At 62.3% G+C, this 16,781-nt stretch carries 18 protein-coding genes; 2 read left to right on the plus strand and 16 right to left on the minus strand.

Annotated features, from left to right (window positions below; genetic code table 11):
- Positions 1–9 precede the first annotated feature (9 nt).
- From rbsB to KW821_RS10380, 5 genes are all read right to left on the minus strand, one after another.
- Positions 10–885 (minus strand): ribose ABC transporter substrate-binding protein RbsB, encoded by an 876-nt coding sequence (gene rbsB / locus KW821_RS10360; protein WP_033131835.1) that lies wholly within the window; start codon positions 883–885, stop codon positions 10–12.
- Positions 886–907: 22 nt separating this feature from the next.
- Complete coding sequence (gene rbsC / locus KW821_RS10365; RefSeq protein WP_025327024.1) at positions 908–1,873, minus strand: ribose ABC transporter permease; 966 nt, start codon at positions 1,871–1,873, stop codon at positions 908–910.
- Positions 1,870–3,435: a ribose ABC transporter ATP-binding protein RbsA gene (gene rbsA / locus KW821_RS10370; RefSeq protein WP_218291388.1), complete on the minus strand. Its 1,566-nt coding sequence runs from the start codon at positions 3,433–3,435 to the stop codon at positions 1,870–1,872. The genes rbsC and rbsA overlap by 4 nt, the downstream gene beginning before the upstream one ends.
- Positions 3,436–3,456: 21 nt before the next feature.
- Positions 3,457–3,876, minus strand: coding sequence for a D-ribose pyranase (gene rbsD / locus KW821_RS10375; protein WP_218291389.1), 420 nt, complete (start codon positions 3,874–3,876; stop codon positions 3,457–3,459).
- Between the two features lie 198 nt (positions 3,877–4,074).
- Positions 4,075–4,692, minus strand: coding sequence for a glutathione S-transferase family protein (locus KW821_RS10380; RefSeq protein ID WP_042653807.1), 618 nt, complete (start codon positions 4,690–4,692; stop codon positions 4,075–4,077).
- A 302-nt stretch (positions 4,693–4,994) separates the two neighbouring features.
- Here KW821_RS10380 and KW821_RS10385 point away from each other — a divergent pair, with 302 nt between their 5' ends.
- Together KW821_RS10385 and KW821_RS10390 are read left to right on the plus strand one after the other, a co-directional pair.
- Positions 4,995–5,747, plus strand: coding sequence for a hypothetical protein (locus KW821_RS10385; RefSeq protein ID WP_218291390.1), 753 nt, complete (start codon positions 4,995–4,997; stop codon positions 5,745–5,747).
- A gap of 16 nt (positions 5,748–5,763) precedes the next feature.
- Entirely contained in the window at positions 5,764–6,429 is a 666-nt protein-coding gene (locus KW821_RS10390; RefSeq protein WP_218291391.1) for a DUF2987 domain-containing protein, read from the plus strand.
- An 83-nt stretch (positions 6,430–6,512) separates the two neighbouring features.
- Here the strand turns inward: KW821_RS10390 and ttcA are convergent, their stop codons facing one another.
- The 11 genes from ttcA to ccoN all read right to left on the minus strand — a co-directional run bounded on the left by ttcA (position 6,513) and on the right by ccoN (position 16,581).
- Entirely contained in the window at positions 6,513–7,421 is a 909-nt protein-coding gene (gene ttcA, locus KW821_RS10395; RefSeq protein ID WP_218291392.1) for a tRNA 2-thiocytidine(32) synthetase TtcA, read from the minus strand.
- A 67-nt stretch (positions 7,422–7,488) separates the two neighbouring features.
- The gene (gene uspE / locus KW821_RS10400; protein ID WP_218291393.1) at positions 7,489–8,436 is read right to left on the minus strand and encodes a universal stress protein UspE; all 948 of its coding nucleotides are present in this window, start codon (positions 8,434–8,436) and stop codon (positions 7,489–7,491) included.
- 139 nt (positions 8,437–8,575) lie between these two features.
- Positions 8,576–9,331 carry an FNR family transcription factor gene (locus tag KW821_RS10405; protein ID WP_042653802.1) on the minus strand — a complete coding sequence of 252 codons (756 nt, stop codon included), beginning with the start codon at positions 9,329–9,331 and terminating at the stop codon, positions 8,576–8,578.
- Positions 9,332–9,399: 68 nt separating this feature from the next.
- Positions 9,400–10,086: a sulfite exporter TauE/SafE family protein gene (locus tag KW821_RS10410; RefSeq protein WP_218291394.1), complete on the minus strand. Its 687-nt coding sequence runs from the start codon at positions 10,084–10,086 to the stop codon at positions 9,400–9,402.
- Entirely contained in the window at positions 10,070–10,258 is a 189-nt protein-coding gene (ccoS, locus tag KW821_RS10415) for a cbb3-type cytochrome oxidase assembly protein CcoS (RefSeq protein ID WP_218291395.1), read from the minus strand. The genes KW821_RS10410 and ccoS overlap by 17 nt, the downstream gene beginning before the upstream one ends.
- Before the next feature lie 91 nt (positions 10,259–10,349).
- Complete coding sequence (locus KW821_RS10420) at positions 10,350–12,740, minus strand: heavy metal translocating P-type ATPase (RefSeq protein WP_218291396.1); 2,391 nt, start codon at positions 12,738–12,740, stop codon at positions 10,350–10,352.
- 3 nt (positions 12,741–12,743) lie between these two features.
- The gene (locus KW821_RS10425; protein ID WP_218291397.1) at positions 12,744–13,232 is read right to left on the minus strand and encodes a FixH family protein; all 489 of its coding nucleotides are present in this window, start codon (positions 13,230–13,232) and stop codon (positions 12,744–12,746) included.
- A gap of 125 nt (positions 13,233–13,357) precedes the next feature.
- A complete protein-coding gene (ccoP, locus tag KW821_RS10430) occupies positions 13,358–14,335 on the minus strand; it encodes a cytochrome-c oxidase, cbb3-type subunit III (protein WP_218291398.1) in 978 nt (325 codons plus the stop codon).
- Positions 14,335–14,514 carry a CcoQ/FixQ family Cbb3-type cytochrome c oxidase assembly chaperone gene (locus KW821_RS10435; protein ID WP_042076232.1) on the minus strand — a complete coding sequence of 60 codons (180 nt, stop codon included), beginning with the start codon at positions 14,512–14,514 and terminating at the stop codon, positions 14,335–14,337. The genes ccoP and KW821_RS10435 overlap by 1 nt, the downstream gene beginning before the upstream one ends.
- An 11-nt stretch (positions 14,515–14,525) precedes the next feature.
- On the minus strand, positions 14,526–15,140 hold the full coding sequence (ccoO, locus tag KW821_RS10440) for a cytochrome-c oxidase, cbb3-type subunit II (RefSeq protein ID WP_042653796.1): 615 nt from the start codon (positions 15,138–15,140) through the stop codon (positions 14,526–14,528).
- A 16-nt stretch (positions 15,141–15,156) separates the two neighbouring features.
- Positions 15,157–16,581 carry a cytochrome-c oxidase, cbb3-type subunit I gene (ccoN, locus tag KW821_RS10445; protein WP_042653795.1) on the minus strand — a complete coding sequence of 475 codons (1,425 nt, stop codon included), beginning with the start codon at positions 16,579–16,581 and terminating at the stop codon, positions 15,157–15,159.
- Between the last annotated feature and the right edge of the window lie 200 nt (positions 16,582–16,781).

A 16,781-nucleotide genomic window follows, 5' to 3' on the forward strand; every position in this document is an offset into this window, starting at 1 on the left:
TTATCAGACTTATTTGCTGACGATCTGCAGCGGCACCGGGATGGATTGCTCCACCGGCTGACCCTTGAGCACCTTGTCGGCGGTTTCCACGCCGATGGCACCGATCAGGGCCGGTTGCTGGGCCACGGTGGCGGCCAGTTTACCCTTGGCCACCGCCGCCTTGCCATCGTCCGTGCCGTCGAAGCCGACGATCATCACCTCTTTGCCGGCCGCCTGCACGGCGCGGATGGCACCCAGCGCCATCTCGTCGTTCTGGGCGAACACGGCCTGCACGGTGGGGTGGGCGGCCAGCAGGTTTTCCATGACGTTCAGACCCTTGGTGCGATCGAAGTCGGCGGGCTGGGAGGCCAGCACCTGCAGCTTGTTGGCGGCCACCGCCAGGGCGAAGCCCTCACCACGGTCACGGGCGGCGGAGGTGCCGGCGATCCCTTCGAGCTGGATCACCTTGGTACCGGTCCCCAGCTTCTCGGTGATGAAGTCACCGGCCAGCTTGCCACCGGCCACGTTGTCTGAGGCGATGTGGGCCTTGACCTCACCCTGGGCCGCGCCTCGGTCCAGGGTCAGCACCGGGATATTCGCCTTGTTGGCCAGGCGGATGGCATTGCCCACGGCCTCGGAGTCGGTCGGGTTGATCAGGATGGCGTCGACCTTGCGCACGGTGAGATCTTCCACGTTGGAGAGCTCCTTGGCCGGATCGTTCTGGGAGTCCAGCACCACCAGCTCGTAGCCAAGCTCCTTGGCCTTGGCTTCGGCCCCTTCCTTCATGGTGACGAAGAAGGGGTTGTTGAGGGTGGACACCACCATGGCCAGGGTGTGATCGGCAGCCTGGGCAGTGCCCAGCACGGACATGATGGCGGCGGCGAGCAGGGTATTGAGCTTTTTCATCGTTTCATTCCTTGTGTGTGCATTACTTGCTTTTGTTATCGATCATCACGGCGAGCAGGATCACGCTGGCCTTGGCAATCATCTGGTAATAGGACGAGACGTCGAGCAGGTTGAGGGCGTTGTTGAGGAAGCCGATGATGAGTGCCCCGATCAGGGTCCCCATGATGCGGCCCTTGCCCCCCATCAGGCTGGTGCCACCCAGCACCACGGCGGCGATGGCATCCAGCTCATAGCCCATGCCGGCGGTCGGCTGGGCCGACGACAGGCGGGAGGTGACGATGAGGCCGGCCAGGGCCGACAGCATGCCGCACAGGCCGTAGACCGCGAGCTTGACCCGGGCCACGTTGATGCCGGAGAGGCGGGTGGCCGACTCGTTGCCGCCGAGGGCGTAGATATAACGGCCGAGGCGGGTGTGATTGAGCAGGTACCAGGCCAGCAGGAAGACGATGGCCATCAGCCAGATGGGCACCGGCAGGCCGAACAGGTAACCGGTACCCAGCCAGGCGAAGTGATCGGCACCGTCGCTGAAGCCGGTGGAGATGGGGCGCCCCTCGGTGTAGACCATGGTCACGCCGCGCAGGGCTGTCATGGTCACCAGGGTAGCGATGAAGGCCTGCACCTTGCCCTTGGCGATGATGAGCCCGCTGACGCCGCCGAGCAGGGCGCCGGCACCCAGGGTGAGCGGCACCACCAGCCAGATCGGCAGCTCCATGGCCACCATGGTGGCGGCCAGGGCGCCGCACAGGGCCAGCACAGAGCCGACCGAGAGATCGATGCCGGCGGTGAGGATGACCAGCGTCATGCCGACCGCCATGATGGCGTTGACCGAGGTCTGGCGCAGTATGTTGAGCAGGTTGTCGGCGGTGAAGAAGTTCGGGCTCAGGAAGGAGACCACGCCGATCAGCACCAAGAGGGCTACCAGGGATTTGTTCTCGATCCACCAGGCCTTGCTCATGACGCCACGGCGGGGAAGGGTTTGGGTTGTCATTGCTGTGCCTCTTGCTTTGCTTGCCACTGTTTACCGACTGCCGCGGCCATCAGTTTCTCCTGATTGGCGTCACGGGACATGAATTCTGCGCTGATGCGTCCCTCGTGCATCACCAGGATGCGGTCGCTCATGCCGAGCACCTCCGGCATCTCGGAGGAGACCAGGATGATGCTCATCCCCTCCTTCTTGAACTGGTTGATGAGCTGGTAGATCTCTTTTTTTGCCCCCACGTCGACGCCGCGGGTAGGCTCGTCGAGGATCAGCACCTTGGGACGAGTCAACAGTCCCTTGGCGATGGCGACCTTCTGCTGGTTGCCGCCGGAGAGCAGCTTGATCAGTTGTTCGCCGCTCGGGGTCTTGATGTTGAACAGCCGCACGTAGTCGGCCACCGCCTGGCGCTCCGCCTTGCCGTCGATCCGGCCACCCTTGTTGAATTCGTTAAGGGCACAGAGGCTCATGTTCTCCCGCACCGACAGCTCCAGCACCAGGCCATCCCCCTTGCGATCCTCGGAGATGTAGGCGATGCCGGCCTTGAGGCCATCGGCGGGGCTGCGGGGCCGCAGGGCGTGACCATCCACGGCAATCTCACCGGCGCTGATGAGGTTGGCGCCGTAGATGAGCTTCATCAGCTCGGTGCGCCCCGAGCCCATCAGGCCGCTGAAGCCCAGGATCTCTCCCTGGCGCAGGGAGAAGCTCACCCCGCGCACGCCGGGGCCGCTCAGATCGCTCACCTGCAGGCTGACGGGGCCGAGCTCGCGGGCGAGGCGCGGGTACTGCTCCTCCAGCCGGCGGCCGACCATCATCTCAATGATCCTGTCCTCGTCCAGCTCGCTCACCGCCTGCTCGCCGATCCACTTGCCGTCCCGCAGCACGGTGACCCTGTCGCAGATCTGGAAGATCTCCTTCAGACGATGGGAGATGTAGACGATGCCGCAGCCCTGCTCGCGCAGTTCGCGGATGACAACAAACAACTGCTCGGTCTCGGTGTCGGTCAGCGCATCGGTGGGCTCATCCATGATGATGACGCTGGCATCGAACGACAGCGCCTTGGCGATCTCCACCATCTGCTGTTCGCCGATGGAGAGATCCCCGAGCCGGGTATCCGGGCCATGCTTGACCCCGAGCCGAGCCAGCAGGGTGCCGGCCCGCGCGCGCAACTGCGGGTGATCGATGTTGCCAAAGCGGGTGCGCGGTTCGCGGCCGAGGAAGATGTTGGCGGCAATGGAGAGCTCCGGCAGCAGGTTCAGCTCCTGGTGGATGATGCTGATGCCCTGATCCTGGGAGTCTCGCGGCCCCTTGAAGTGGACCGGCTGGCCGCGATAGCTGACAGTACCGCCGTCGGCCTGATAGATGCCGGTCAGCACCTTCATCAGGGTGGACTTGCCGGCGCCGTTTTCACCGAGCAGGGCCATTACCTGACCCGGGTAGACGCGCAGGCCGGCCTCATCGAGGGCGCGCACCCCGGGGAAGGTCTTGACGATCCCGGTGAGCTCCAGAATGGGCGAGGGGAGGGCCTTGGCGTTCCCGGTGAGGTCGGAGGAAGGCGAGGAGAGGGTGCTCATGGCAGTTTCCTTAGGATGGCCTTAAAACGCCACGCCGGCGCAGAGGATGAGGTTGGCGTAGGGCGTCACCTCGCCGGTGCGCACTATGGCCTTGCTCTGCCGGGTACGGCTCTTGAACGTTTCGTGCAGGCAATATTCGACGGCGATGGGCTTGCCCTGATCGAGCGCGTGTGCCGCAATCTGATCGAGCAGTGCCTGGTGGGCGAGCGGACTGATCAGCTTGAGCTCGCTCGCCATGATCACCTTCTCCACCACCAGATCGGTGAAGAGTGCGGTCAGCACTGCCTCAAGGCTGGGGGTGCCTGCCATCAGCGCCAGATCGATGCGCTCCGGGCCCGCCGGGATCGGCAGACCGGCATCGCAAACGGTGATCTCGTCGGTGTGACCCATCTGTGCCACCAGGGCACTCAGGGGGGCATTGAGCAGCTTGCCTCGTTTCATACAGCACCTCGGCGGGTGGACCCCGCATCTCTGTTATCCTGTCAGGCAACCGGTTACGCAACCGGTTGCGTCGTGAGGCGAAAGATAGGCGTTAACGGTTAACGGGTCTAGCGACAGATGATGAAAATGTGAAAACGATCTCAATGCGAGGGGATGATGGCTGAAAAAGCGGGCGCTGGCAGGCGCCCGCTTCCGGGATCAGATCACCAGGGCCTGCTGCACGGCGGGACGGGCCTGCATCCGCCGGGAGTGCGCCGCCACCTTGGGGAACTCGTCGATGGATACCCCATCGCTCTCCAGCCAGCTGGCCACCACGAACAGGTAGATGTCGGCCAGGCTGAAGCGATCCCCCAGCACCCAGGGGCCGGTCAGGTAGTGGTTTTCCACCTCGGCGAAGCCGTCGCGCATGTTTTGCGGCATCTTGGCCTTCATGGCGGCGATGGCCTGCTCGTCATCGGCCCAGCGGCTGCCGCGGCGCCCGTGGGCATGGGAGATGTGCAGGGTGGCGGCGAGGAACAGGTTGACCTCCTGCATCCTGGCCAGCAGGAAGGGGTCTTCCAGCGGTGCCAGTCCGGCCGCCGGGAAACGCTGTGCCACATAGAGCAGCAGGGCCGGGGTCTCGGTCAGCACGCCGCGCTCGGTGACCAGCGCCGGCACCCGCCCCTTGGGGTTGATGGCAAGATATTCGGGGGTGCGCTGCTCGCCGGCGACCAGATCGAGTCGCTTGATCCGATGTGGGGCATCGGCCTCCACCAGGGCGATGCGTACCGCCATTGCACAGGTGCCGGGGGCGAGATAGAGCGTCAGTTCGGACATTGCGGGTCTCCTTGTGTGCGATCTCCGGCCTGTACCCGAGGGCGAGTCGCCGGCGATCAAATGGGTCTTGGGCATCCTACGCCCATGACGGGCATGGGCCAAGCCGGCTGTCGTGATCGCTGGCGACGGGCCGGCCTGAGACGGCTCGCCATCGCGGCCGATCCGGGCGCCGGCCAACAAAATCAATGGCTTTATGAACAACAGATAACAGGAAAAACGGCTACGCATGCCCGGTCAAATCGCTATAATGTGCCACCTTGGATCAGTCGCTTTCGATGTTGGACAGTCAATTGAGTAATAAAATGCGGATCGGTGGAACCCTCGAACAGTCCCTCAGCCAGGGATATCGTCTGGACCTGCAAGGGGTGGTGAAGGAGGGCTGGCAACAGACCAGGCGCACCGGCTTTGGCCTGTCGCTGGCCATCGCCGGCGTCATGGCGATCTGGATCCTGCTGAGCAACACCCTGCTGGCCCCCTATCTCAGTCAGGAAGGTGACATGGACATGGCGCTGGTGTTGAGCCTGCTCATCACCGTCATGATGTCCCCCATGACCTCTGCCCTCGACATGCTGGGGTTGCAACAGTCGGTCGGGGTGCGGGCCCGCCCGAACCAGGTGTTCGACTTCTTTCGCCACTTCCTGCGCCTCGGTAGCCTGAGTCTGCTGGGCAGCCTGATCACCAGCCTGTTTGGCCCCCTGTTCGAACTGGTGGGGCTGCCGGTGATGCTGGCGTTCATTCCCTCCGCGCTGGTGGGCATGGGGCTGGTGTTCACCGTTCCCCTGGTGCTGGAGCGCGGCCTGCCGCCGGCCCAGGCCATCCTGCTCTCGCTCAAGCTGTTTGCCCGTGGCTGGCCCAGCATAGTGCTGCTGCACGGCGTCATGCTGGCGCTGTTCTTCCTCGCCCTGATCCCCATGGGGCTGGGACTTATCTGGGTGGCCCCCCTCTATTTCAACTGCAAGGGGATCCTCTACCGGGATCTGTGCGGGGTCGCCGTCGAGGTGACCGAGGTAGGGGAGAGCGCAAGCAAAGAGGGCCCCGATCATTTCAACGCATGATGCAAAAGGACGGCATATGAAGCTGGTTCGACATGGCATGGCGGCAAGCTTGCTGTTACTGCCGACCATTGGGCTGGCGCAGCCCTCGCTGGATCTGCAGTACTCAACCTTCTACAGCCAGATGAAGACCTTCGCCAAGGGGGAATTTGGCCAGGCGAGACTCGGTTTTTATCTGACCGATCCGCAGACGGGTCAGCGCTGTGGCTTGAGCGCGGCGCGGGTCAGCACCCAGGACAGGGAGGTGGCTGCCGAGGTGACGGTGGACGGCGAACTGCGCCTGCCCTATGACGACGATCTCAACCTGGACAAGGCCACCGTGGTGGTGGCGCTGACCGAGCCGCACGCCAGCTGCGATCTGTCGGTGCAGGTGATGGCGGATGCACCAGCGGGGGCGTTCGAGGTGAGCGAGCTGTTGGGGCGTCAGCAGGACATGCAGGCGTTGCTGGACAAGCTGGCGGGCATGATCGGCAAGTACTTCCTGCCGGGGATGGAAGGGGTACGGGTGAGCCTGGCACAGCCGAGCGGCACCGCCTACCTCATCGATGGGGATCGCCAGCAGGCGCTGCCCTGGCGAGATGGCCAGCTGCTGCTCGACAATGCGCTGCTGGCCGACTTTGCGACGGGCAAATTGCAGCTGCAGGGGGAGATCCTGCGACTGACCCCCTGGTTGCACAAGGGTTGATCAGGGTCCGCCATGAATAGAATCCATAAAAAAGGAGCGCCAGGCGCTCCTTTTTTCTATGTGCGGTACAGGGAAGGCGGTACTTAGCGCACCTCTATCACATCCAGCACGTCCATCTCGTCGATGTTCAGCAGGGGGGCGGTCGGCAGCTCGGGCGGATCGAATGCCTTGTCGCCGCCGTCGATGATGCCGGAATCGCGGTTGATGCTCTTGAAGTCAAACAGCTTGTGATCGAGCAGGTGGCTCGGGATCACGTCCTGAATGGCGGTAAACATGGTCTCTATGCGGCCAGGGAAGCGGCGATCCCAATCCTGCATCATCTGCTTGATGGCTTTGCGCTGCAGGTTCTCCTGAGAGCCGCACAGGTTGCACGGGATGATGGGGAAGGCCTTGACCTCGGCGTAGCGCACCAGGTCCTTCTCCTTGCAGTAGGCCAGCGGGCGGATCACCACGTTCTTGCCATCGTCACTCACCAGCTTGGGGGGCATGGACTTGAGCTTGCCGCCGTAGAACATGTTGAGGAACAGGGTCTCGAGGATGTCATCGCGGTGATGGCCGAGGGCAATCTTGGTGCAACCCAGCTCCAGGGCGCTGCGGTAGAGAATACCGCGACGCAGGCGGGAGCAGAGGGCGCAGGTGGTCTTGCCTTCCGGTACCTTGTCCTTGACGATGGAGTAGGTGTCTTCCTCGACGATCTTGAAGTCGACGCCGAGGGCGGCCAGGTACTCTGGCAGCACGTGCTCGGGGAAGCCGGGTTGCTTCTGATCCAGGTTGACGGCCACGAGATCGAAATGGATGGGGGCGCTCGCCTTCAGGCTCATCAGGATGTCGAGCATGGCGAAGCTGTCCTTGCCGCCAGACAGGCACACCATGATCTTGTCACCCTCTTCAATCATGTTGAAGTCGGCGATGGCCTGACCCACGTTGCGCCGCAGGCGCTTCTGCAGCTTGTTGAAACTGTATTTCTCTTTGGCGTTAAGCTCTTCGTGCATGGCCTCAAACCCGGGACAAAAATAAGCGGCTTATTATAGCCATGTCCCGGGGGAGGGCAAGAAACGCTTATGCCGGATGACGCCTGTCGTCCACCGGGCAGCTGTAATCGTCCGGTTTGAGGATCAGGATGTCGCAGTTGAGCCGATCCACCACGTGCTCGGCGGTGTTGCCAAGCAGTGCGGCGGAGAGGCCGGTACGGCCGACGCAGCCCATGATCATCAGGGTTGCCTTGAGATCGTCGGCCATGTCGGGCAGCACCTCTTCCGGCAGTCCCTCTGCCACCTTTGTCCACATATGGCCGATGCCAAATTGATCCGCATGCTCGCGCAGCAGATCCTCGTGGTGCTTGCGGATGGCGTCGTTATAGGCGTTGGGATCGAATTCGGGCAGCTCGATGGCCACATTGACCGGGGTGCCCGGGTAGGTATTGACCAGATAGAGGTTGGAACCGAGCAGATCGGCGATGGCGGCCCCCTCGCGGGTGATGCGCTCATTGAGCACCTTCTGCTCCAGATCATCGCTTGAGCAGTTGATGGCGGCAATGATGTTGCCGCCTCGCTGCCAATGACCCTCCTTGACCAACAGGACGGGGCAGGGACACTTGCGCAGCAGGTGCCAGTCGGTCGGGGTGAAGATGAAGGTCTGCAGGAAGGAGTGATGGTGGGTCGCCTTGACCACCAGATCGTGGCGCTGTGTCAGCACTGTCTGGATCACGCATTCGAAGGGGCGGTTGTGCCACACCACCTTGACCTCGCACTCGACCCCCTTGGCACGGTAGGGCTGCAGGATGTCATCGAGCCATTCCCGGCGCTGCGAGATGACCCCATGGCGCATCTCTTCCCGCTCATCCACCGACAGCATGGCCGTCATCTCGTATGAGAAGTCGTAGATGGTCAGCAACAGGGTCAGCTGGGCGCCCTCGTCCAGCTCGGCGATCTTGACCGCCCGTTCGAGCGCGATCTGGCGCTCCTCTTCCGGGTTGATCACCACCAGAATATTTCGGTACTTGACCATGTTCTCCTCCTTGGCAAAAACGCCAATGATGGCAACTCTTTAGCCTTTACAGCTTAGTCCAAGGGGAAAGGTGGGGAACTGTGCCGGATCAAATTTCAGGGCGAACCGATCCGGCAATAGGGGGGAGAGGCGGGTGTGATCAGCCGCAGGCGGGGCGGGTGGCGCCAGCCATGACACCGAGTGCCACATGATCCAGCACCGTGATGTACTTGCCCTTGACGCTGATGAGGCCGGACTTCTGGAAGCGGCCGAGCAGACGGCTGATGGTCTCGACGGTGAGGCCGAGGTAGTTGCCGATGTCGCCACGGGTCATGGAGAGGCGGAACTCCTTGGCGGAGAAGCCACGCTCGGAGAAGCGCACCGACAGGTTGTGCAGGAAGGCGGCGAGGCGCTCTTCGGCGTTCTTCTTGGAGAGCAGCAGGATCATCTCCTGATCCCCCATGATCTCGTTGCTCATCAGTCGCATGATCTGCTGACGCAACTTGGGCATCTTGCCGGAGAGATCGTCGAGCACATCGAACGGGATTTCGCACACCATGGCGGTTTCCAGCGCCTGGGCGAAGGAGGGGTGAGCCTGCTTGTGGATGGCGTCGAAGCCAACCAGATCTCCGGCCAGGTGGAAGGCGGTGATCTGCTCGTCCCCCTGCTCGGTGATGGTGTATGACTTGATGGTCCCGGAGCGGATGGCGTAGAGCGACTTCAGCTCATCACCGGCCTTGAACAGCTCCTCGCCCTTCTGGATCGGCTTCTTGCGCTCGATGATGCTGTCCAGCTGATCGAGCTCGTTGTCGTTCAGGGTGAAGGGGATGCAGAGCTGGCTGATGCTGCAATCCTGGCAATGAATTGCACAGCCACCGCTCTGAATACGTCTGCCAGGTTTCTTGTCCGGGATCATAGGCTCATATGAATAATTGATTTATATCAAACAAGTTTACCATCAACTCATCCGTTTTGGATAGGGTTTCAAAAGGATGCAATGCCGATCCAGAGGGTATGCAGTCCATACAGGATGAGCAGCAGAGCCCCTCCGACGCGCAGGCTGCGCAGGGTCAGCCAGTAACGCAACCTGTCCGCCAGGCCGCCCAATGCAAACAGCGTCGGCAGGGTGCCGATGCCGAAGCAGAACATGAGCAAGGCCCCGCCGCTGGCGGAGCCGGCCGCCGCACTCCAGGTCAGCATGGAGTAGACCAGACCGCAGGGCAGCCAGCCCCACACCATGCCAAAGGGGAGGGCCTGCAGGGCCGAATGGAAGGGGAGAAACTTGCCCGCCAGTGGCCTGATGTGGGGCCAGAGCCTGGCGCCGAGACGCTCGAGCAGCAGTATGCCCTGCCACCAGCCGGCCAGATAGAGACCGAGGGCTACCATCAGCAGCGCCGCCACCAGCCGCAAGCCGGCGATGGCATGCTTGCCGGCCCCGAGCTCGCCGGTGGTGGCCAGCAGTCCACCGACCAGGGCGCCCGCGATCACATAGCTGAGGATCCGCCCCAGGTTGTAGTTGAGCAGGTAGCCGAGCCGGCCCCAGAAGTGCTGTTTGTCGGGCGGGATCGCCATGGAGAGAGCGGCCGAGACACCGCCGCACATGGCGATGCAGTGGCCTGAGCCTGCCAGCCCCACCAGCAGGGCCCCCATCAGATCAAGGCTGTTTGTCATCGCGTTTCGAGTCCTCGCCCTTGGCGGTGGGTTGCTCCTCGTCGAACAGGATGTTGGAGCCCTGGCGATCCAGATCCTCGAACTGCTCCGAACGAATGGCCCAGAAGAAGACGACCCCCGCGATGATGACGAACAGGATGGCGATGGGGATGAGGACGAAGATGATGTTCATGATGCGAGCCTTGCTGTGGGAGGGGTCATGATAAACCAGTTGGGGCCGGCAGGCCCCTGTCATCGCGGCAAGTGGCCCTGGCGCCTGAGCCTCAACGGTTCAGGCGCATGGAGTTGGTCACTACTATGAGCGAGCTAAGGGACATGCCCGCCGCCGCAAGATAGGGGGGCAACCAGCCGCTGGCCGCCAGCGGCAGCACCAGCAGGTTGTAGCCGATGGACCAGGCGAAGTTTTCCTTGATGATCTTGCGGGTGCGCAGCGCCAGGGTACGGGCCGTCAGCAGGCGGGAGAGATCGTCGGCCAGCAGTATGGCGTCGGCGCTGTTCTTGGCCAGATCCGTGCCACCCGCCATGGCAAAGGAGGCGTGGGCGCCGGCCAGCACAGGAGCATCGTTGATGCCATCCCCCACCATGATGCTGATGTCGCCCGCGGCTTCTCGCGCCTTGAGGTAGCTCAGCTTGCCATCCGGCGTCACCCCTTTCACCAGCTCATCCACCCCCAGCTCACCGGCGATCGCGTCGGCCTCGGCCGAGCCGTCCCCGGTGAGTATGGTGGTGTGCAGCCCGGCGGCCTTGAAGGCCTGGATCAGCGCCCTGGCATCCGGGCGCAATGTGTCCGCCAGGGTGAAGCGGGCCAGCAGGCGGGAGTCGTCGGCCAGATAGATGGCCAGCCCCTGCACCGCGCTCTGCTCCTCAGCCAGCCCGAGCCAGCGGGCGCTGCCGATGCGATAGCGGGTGCCGGCGACCGTTCCCTGAATGCCGTGGCCGATGACGGGGAGCACCTCGCTCGCCGGCATCGGTGCGACACCTTCGCCGGCCGAGCCCCTGAAGGCGCGGGCGATGGGGTGTTCGGAATAGGCCTCGAGCGCCTGGGCGATGGCGAGGCACCGGGCCTCACTCAGCTCGGCCAACGCCTGGGTACCGGTAAGGCTGATGTTGCCCGTGGTCAGGGTGCCGGTCTTGTCCATCACCACCCGGTTGGTGCGGGTCAGCACGTCCAGCACGTGGCCGCGGCGCAGCAGTATGCCGGTACGGGTGAGGTGGGCGGTGGCCGAGGTGAGCGCGGTCGGGGTGGCCAGCGACAGGGCGCAGGGGCAGGTGGCTACCAGCACCGCCAGTGTTATCCAGAACGCCTGCTCCGGCTGATGGAAGTGCCAGTAGGTCCAGACCCCGGCGGCGATGAGCAGCAGCACCAGGATGAAGTGACGGGAGAGCACGTCGGCCAGCTGGGCGATGGCGGGCTTGTCATCGAGGGCGCTGTCCTGCAGCCGCATGATCTGGGCCAGGCGTGACTCCGCGATGGGGTGGCTGACCCGGATGTCGAGCGGCGCATCCGTGTTAATGGTGCCGGCATAGACGGGATCCCCGGGTCGTTTGAGCAGGGGCAGTTGCTCGCCGGTCAGCATGGCTTCGTTGAGGCTGGCCTGCCCCAGGGTGATGATGCCGTCGGCGGGCAGGGTGGCCCCCGCCAGCACCCGCACTCTGTCCCCGACTTGCAGCGTCTTGGCGGCCACGTCGTGCTCGCCATCCTCGTCGATGCGGGTCGCCATGATGGGCACCAGCCGCGCCAGGTTGGAGCTCGACTCCGACGCCTTGCGCCTGGCCCGCAGCTCGAGCAGGCGCCCCAGCAGCAGGAAGAAGACAAACATGGTGATGGAGTCGTAATAGACCTCACCCGTATTGAATACCGTGGCCCAGATGGAGGCGACGAAGGCACCGATCAGCGCCAGCGACACCGACACGTCCATGGAGAGGTGGCCCTGCTTCAGGCTGCGCCAGGCGCCCACATAGAACGGCTGGGCCGAGTAGATCATGATGGGGGTCGAGAGCAAGAGGCTGATCCACTTGAAGTAGATCATGAACTCCTCCTCGACGCTGATGAAGAGATCCATGTAGAGCGCCACGGCGCACATCATCACCTGCATGGAGCCGAGGCCAGCCAGCGCCATGCGGAACATGTAGCTGCGCACCTCGCGGGCGTAGAGCGCCTCTTGGCTGTGGGTCTGGAAGGGGTAGGCGCGATAGCCGATCTTGGCGAAGCCCTTGAGGATGTCACTCAGGGAGAGCCGCGCCGGATCCCACTTGATGCGGGCCCTGTGGGTGGTGGTGTTGACGTTGACGTAGTGCAGGCCGTCGAGTCGGGTCAGGTGACGCTCGATGAGCCAGGCGCAGGCGGCGCAGGTCAGCCCTTCCACGCTGAGCTGGATCTCGCGCTGGCTGCCCGCGCCGCTGTCGGTGACGAAATCCTGCTGCACCTCGGCCAGATCGTAGTGGCTGAGGGCGGCCAGTTCGCTGGGCACCAGCTCCCCCTTGATGCCGGGGGCGGTGCGGTGTTCGTAGTAACTGGCGAGACCGCATTCGAGAATGGTTTGGGCCACAGCCTGGCAGCCGGGGCAGCACATGGGTTGCACTATACCCTTGATCTCGAGCGCATAGCTGCTGCCAGCGGGCACCGGCTCACCGCAGTGGAAGCAACCCGTCATGGCTTAGCGTCCCTTGGGATCGAGTTCGATGGGGGCCTTGGTCGGCAGCTGTACCGTCTCCTGCAGGCGCCACTCGTGGTCGAAGGCATCGACCCGGATGTGCCACTTGCCGGTGGGGGCCTTGTCGAACAGCAGGCGATAGACGCCATTGCCGTCGGCCGTCATCAGGTGCTCGCTGTCCATGCCGGCCAGGGTCGGATGGAACAGGGAGAGACGCAGCGCCTGCCCGGGCGGGATATTGCCGGCGAGGGGCTTGAGGGTCAGCTCGTTGCCGTTGACCGCCAGGGCCATGCGAATGTGGAGGGCCTCGGCGCGATCAAACTTGCTGAGGTCCTGATTAATCTCCTTGCCCTGCTTGTAATAGTCTTCGGCCACCAGGTTGACCCCATCCTTGCTGGCGATGATGGCAGTGGCGATGCTGCCGACGACGGCGGCGCAGGGGAGGGCGATGATGAACCAGGGCCAGAATTGGCGATACCAAGGTTGAGTCATAGTGCTACCGAAACCTATGATTAACAAAATAGAGGGATTTTAGCCAACACAAGATAACAAAAAGCCTCGAAGAGTCGAGGCTTTTTGCTGAGTAATCACGTGCTTATCACATGTTACTGCTTATTTTACTTGTCGTTGTGGGACAAGCTATAGACATAGGATGCCAGCAGATGGACCTTGTCTTCCCCCAGGATATCCTTCCAGGCCGGCATCACGCCGTGACGCCCGTGGGTGATGGTCTGCTCCACCACCTGACGGGAGCCGCCGTACAACCAGGTATTGTTGGTCAGATCCGGCGCCCCGAAGGCGATACCGCCCTTGGCATCCGGGCCGTGACAGGCGGCGCACATGGCGAAACGGGCTTCCCCCTTCTTGGCTTCGACCAGATCGACCTTGCGGCCGGACAGGCTCAGCACATAGGAGGCAACCTCCTTGACCCCATCCTGACCCAGGATCTCGCCCCAGGCCGCCATGATACCCTGACGACCGCCCATGATGGTGGTCTTGATCTGATCCGGTTGACCGCCCCATTGCCATTCGCTGTCGGTCAGGTTCGGGAAGCCGCGACCGCCACGGGCATCGGAGCCATGGCACTGGGAGCAGTTCTGCAGGAACAGACGCTGACCCACTTTCAGGGCTTCCGGATCCTTGGCGATCTCGGTGATCTCCTTGTAGCTCTTGCCATCGGCCTGATAGGCCAGCTCGCGGAACTTGGCGCCATAGACTTCGTCGGCCTTGACCAGCTCACGGTCATACTCGACCGCGCGCCCTTCGGCCTTGGCGGAGGCCACCGCGGCCTTGGAGTCCGCCAGGGAGCGGATGTCCTGGTTGGAGCTCTGCCAGCCCAGCAGGCCCTTCCAGTTGCCGAGGCCCGGGAAGGCGAGCAGGTAGATGAGGCCGGTGACGATGAAGAAGAGGAACATGTAGGACCACCACTTCGGCAGCGGGTTGTTGATCTCCTCAATGCCGTCGAAGGTGTGCCCCATGGGTTTGCCCTCTTCGGACCCCATCTTGTCCTTCATGCACCACATCAGCAGCAGGAAGCAGCCCAAGATGGTGCCCAAACTGATGACGGTCACAAAAATGCTAAACAAAGTGCTCATTATTGCTTCGCTCCTGCGTTCTTGTTATCAGCACTGGGTTGCTCGTCGTCGGCAAAAACCAGGTTGGCAGCCTCGTCGAAGGAGGCCTTGCGGCGCTTGCTGTAAGCCCAGACGATGATGCCGATCATGATGGCCATCAACAGCAGGGTGTAGAGGCCGCGAAATGTGCCGTAATCCATATCCCTACTCCTTATTTCAGGGCATGACCCAGTGATTGCAGATAGGCCACCAGGGCATCCAGCTCGGTCTTGCCCTTCACGGCATCGCTCGCCCCCTTGATGTCCTCATCGGTATAAGGCACGCCGAAGTTGTCCCGGAACAGCGCCAGCTTCTTGCCGGTCAACTCGCCGGTCAGGACGTTGGTCTCCAGCCAGGGGAAGGAGGGCATGTTGGACTCGGGCACCACGTCGCGCGGGTTGATCAGGTGAGCGCGATGCCAGTCATCGGAGTAGCGACCGCCGACCCGGGCCAGATCTGGACCGGTACGCTTGGAGCCCCACAGGAAGGGGTGCTCCCACACGCTCTCGCCGGCAACCGAGTAGTGACCGTAACGCTCGGTCTCGGCGCGGAACGGACGGATCATCTGGCTGTGGCAGACGGTGCAGCCTTCGCGGATGAAGATGTCGCGTCCTTCCATCTGCAGGGCGGTGTAGGGTTTGAGGCCCTCCACCGGCTCCGTGGTCTGCTTCTGGAAGAACAGCGGGGTGATTTCGACCAGGCCCCCCAAACTGATGGCAAAGATGATGCCGACCACCAGCATGGGTACGCTCTTTTCAAAGATCTCGTGACGATTTTTGTTGCTCATGCTTTGACCTCTTCAATCATGCTGGCTGTGCGACAGGTTCCAGGGAACCCTTGGGCGCAGTGATGGTGCGATAGGCGTTGTAGGCCATCAGCAACATGCCGGTGACGAAGAAGCAGCCACCCAGGAAGCGCACGAAGTAGAAGGGATAAGAGGCCTGCAGCGCTTCCACGAAGCTGTAGGTCAGGGTGCCGTCGTCGTTGACCGCACGCCACATCAGGCCCTGCATCACACCGGAAATCCACATGGAGACGATGTAGAGCACGGTACCCACGGTCGCCAGCCAGAAGTGAACGTTGATCAGGCGAATGCTGTACATGCGGCCCTGCTCGAACAGGTTCGGGATCAGGTGATACACGGCGCCGATGGATACCATGGCAACCCAGCCCAGCGCGCCGGAGTGGACGTGACCTATGGTCCAGTCGGTGTAGTGGGAGAGGGCGTTGACCGTCTTGATCGCCATCATGGGGCCTTCGAAGGTGGACATGCCGTAGAACGACAGGGACACGATCAGGAAGCGCAGGATGGGGTCATAGCGCAGTTTGTGCCAGGCACCGGACAGGGTCATGATGCCGTTGATCATGCCGCCCCAGGAGGGCACGAACAGGATCAGGGACATCACCATGCCGAGGGACTGGGCCCAGTCGGGCAGCGCGGTGTAGTGCAGGTGGTGCGGACCGGCCCAGATATAGAGTGAGATCAGCGCCCAGAAGTGCACTATGGAGAGACGGTAGGAGTAGACCGGGCGTCCCGCCTGCTTGGGCACGAAGTAGTACATCATGCCGAGGAAGCCAGCCGTCAGCAGGAAGCCGACCGCGTTGTGGCCATACCACCACTGCACCATGGCATCCATGGCACCGGAATACATGGAGTAGGACTTCATGCCGGAAAGCGGCACTTCCATGTTGTTGACGATGTGCAGCACGGCAACCGTGATGATGAAGGCGCCAAAGAACCAGTTCGCCACATAGATGTGGGAGGTGGTGCGCTTGGCCAGGGTACCGAAGAAGACGATGGCGTAACTCACCCAGACCACGGCGATGGCGATGTCGATGGGCCACTCCAGCTCGGCGTATTCCTTGGAGGTGGTGTATCCCAGCGGCAGTGAGATGGCGGCGGCGAGGATGATGGCCTGCCAGCCCCAGAACACGAAGGAGGCCAGGGGGCCGCCGAACAGTCTGGTTTGGCAGGTGCGTTGCACCACATAGAAAGAGGTGGCCATCAGGGCGCTACAGCCAAACGCGAAGATGACCGCGTTGGTGTGCAGGGGGCGTAATCGGCTGTAAGTCAGCCAGGGAGTGTCAAAGTTGAGGGCAGGCCAGATCAACTGGGCTGCAATCAGTACACCAACCGACATACCGACAATTCCCCAGACAATTGTCATGACGGTGAACTGGCGCACAACGGTGTAGTTGTACTCAGGATGGTTTGTTGTATGGCTCATCGTTGTATTCCGCTTCCGATGCTGCTGTTGTTTGATTTTTTTGTCCGGTGACCAGGACCATTTTCACCCCAAATCTGCGAAATCCCTCTCGTTAACATCTGTTAATAAAAGGAAAAGCAAAAGGTGGTTAAATGAAAATTCATTGAGAATGATACTGAACTGACCGGTAAAATAACAGTACAAACAGTGATATATTTGGC

The sequence above is a fragment of the Aeromonas sp. sif2416 genome, assembly GCF_019218665.1.
Lineage (GTDB): Bacteria > Pseudomonadota > Gammaproteobacteria > Enterobacterales > Aeromonadaceae > Aeromonas > Aeromonas encheleia.

What these genes read in the sequence shown, in the direction of transcription:
- rbsB (WP_033131835.1), bottom strand. Translation starts at nt 885, where the DNA reads ATGAAAAAGCTCAATACCCTGCTCGCCGCCGCCATCATGTCCGTGCTG.
- rbsC (WP_025327024.1), bottom strand. Translation starts at nt 1,873, where the DNA reads ATGACAACCCAAACCCTTCCCCGCCGTGGCGTCATGAGCAAGGCCTGG.
- rbsA (WP_218291388.1), bottom strand. Translation starts at nt 3,435, where the DNA reads ATGAGCACCCTCTCCTCGCCTTCCTCCGACCTCACCGGGAACGCCAAG.
- rbsD (WP_218291389.1), bottom strand. Translation starts at nt 3,876, where the DNA reads ATGAAACGAGGCAAGCTGCTCAATGCCCCCCTGAGTGCCCTGGTGGCA.
- KW821_RS10380 (WP_042653807.1), bottom strand. Translation starts at nt 4,692, where the DNA reads ATGTCCGAACTGACGCTCTATCTCGCCCCCGGCACCTGTGCAATGGCG.
- KW821_RS10385 (WP_218291390.1), top strand. Translation starts at nt 4,995, where the DNA reads ATGCGGATCGGTGGAACCCTCGAACAGTCCCTCAGCCAGGGATATCGT.
- KW821_RS10390 (WP_218291391.1), top strand. Translation starts at nt 5,764, where the DNA reads ATGAAGCTGGTTCGACATGGCATGGCGGCAAGCTTGCTGTTACTGCCG.
- ttcA (WP_218291392.1), bottom strand. Translation starts at nt 7,421, where the DNA reads ATGCACGAAGAGCTTAACGCCAAAGAGAAATACAGTTTCAACAAGCTG.
- uspE (WP_218291393.1), bottom strand. Translation starts at nt 8,436, where the DNA reads ATGGTCAAGTACCGAAATATTCTGGTGGTGATCAACCCGGAAGAGGAG.
- KW821_RS10405 (WP_042653802.1), bottom strand. Translation starts at nt 9,331, where the DNA reads ATGATCCCGGACAAGAAACCTGGCAGACGTATTCAGAGCGGTGGCTGT.
- KW821_RS10410 (WP_218291394.1), bottom strand. Translation starts at nt 10,086, where the DNA reads ATGACAAACAGCCTTGATCTGATGGGGGCCCTGCTGGTGGGGCTGGCA.
- ccoS (WP_218291395.1), bottom strand. Translation starts at nt 10,258, where the DNA reads ATGAACATCATCTTCGTCCTCATCCCCATCGCCATCCTGTTCGTCATC.
- KW821_RS10420 (WP_218291396.1), bottom strand. Translation starts at nt 12,740, where the DNA reads ATGACGGGTTGCTTCCACTGCGGTGAGCCGGTGCCCGCTGGCAGCAGC.
- KW821_RS10425 (WP_218291397.1), bottom strand. Translation starts at nt 13,232, where the DNA reads ATGACTCAACCTTGGTATCGCCAATTCTGGCCCTGGTTCATCATCGCC.
- ccoP (WP_218291398.1), bottom strand. Translation starts at nt 14,335, where the DNA reads ATGAGCACTTTGTTTAGCATTTTTGTGACCGTCATCAGTTTGGGCACC.
- KW821_RS10435 (WP_042076232.1), bottom strand. Translation starts at nt 14,514, where the DNA reads ATGGATTACGGCACATTTCGCGGCCTCTACACCCTGCTGTTGATGGCC.
- ccoO (WP_042653796.1), bottom strand. Translation starts at nt 15,140, where the DNA reads ATGAGCAACAAAAATCGTCACGAGATCTTTGAAAAGAGCGTACCCATG.
- ccoN (WP_042653795.1), bottom strand. Translation starts at nt 16,581, where the DNA reads ATGAGCCATACAACAAACCATCCTGAGTACAACTACACCGTTGTGCGC.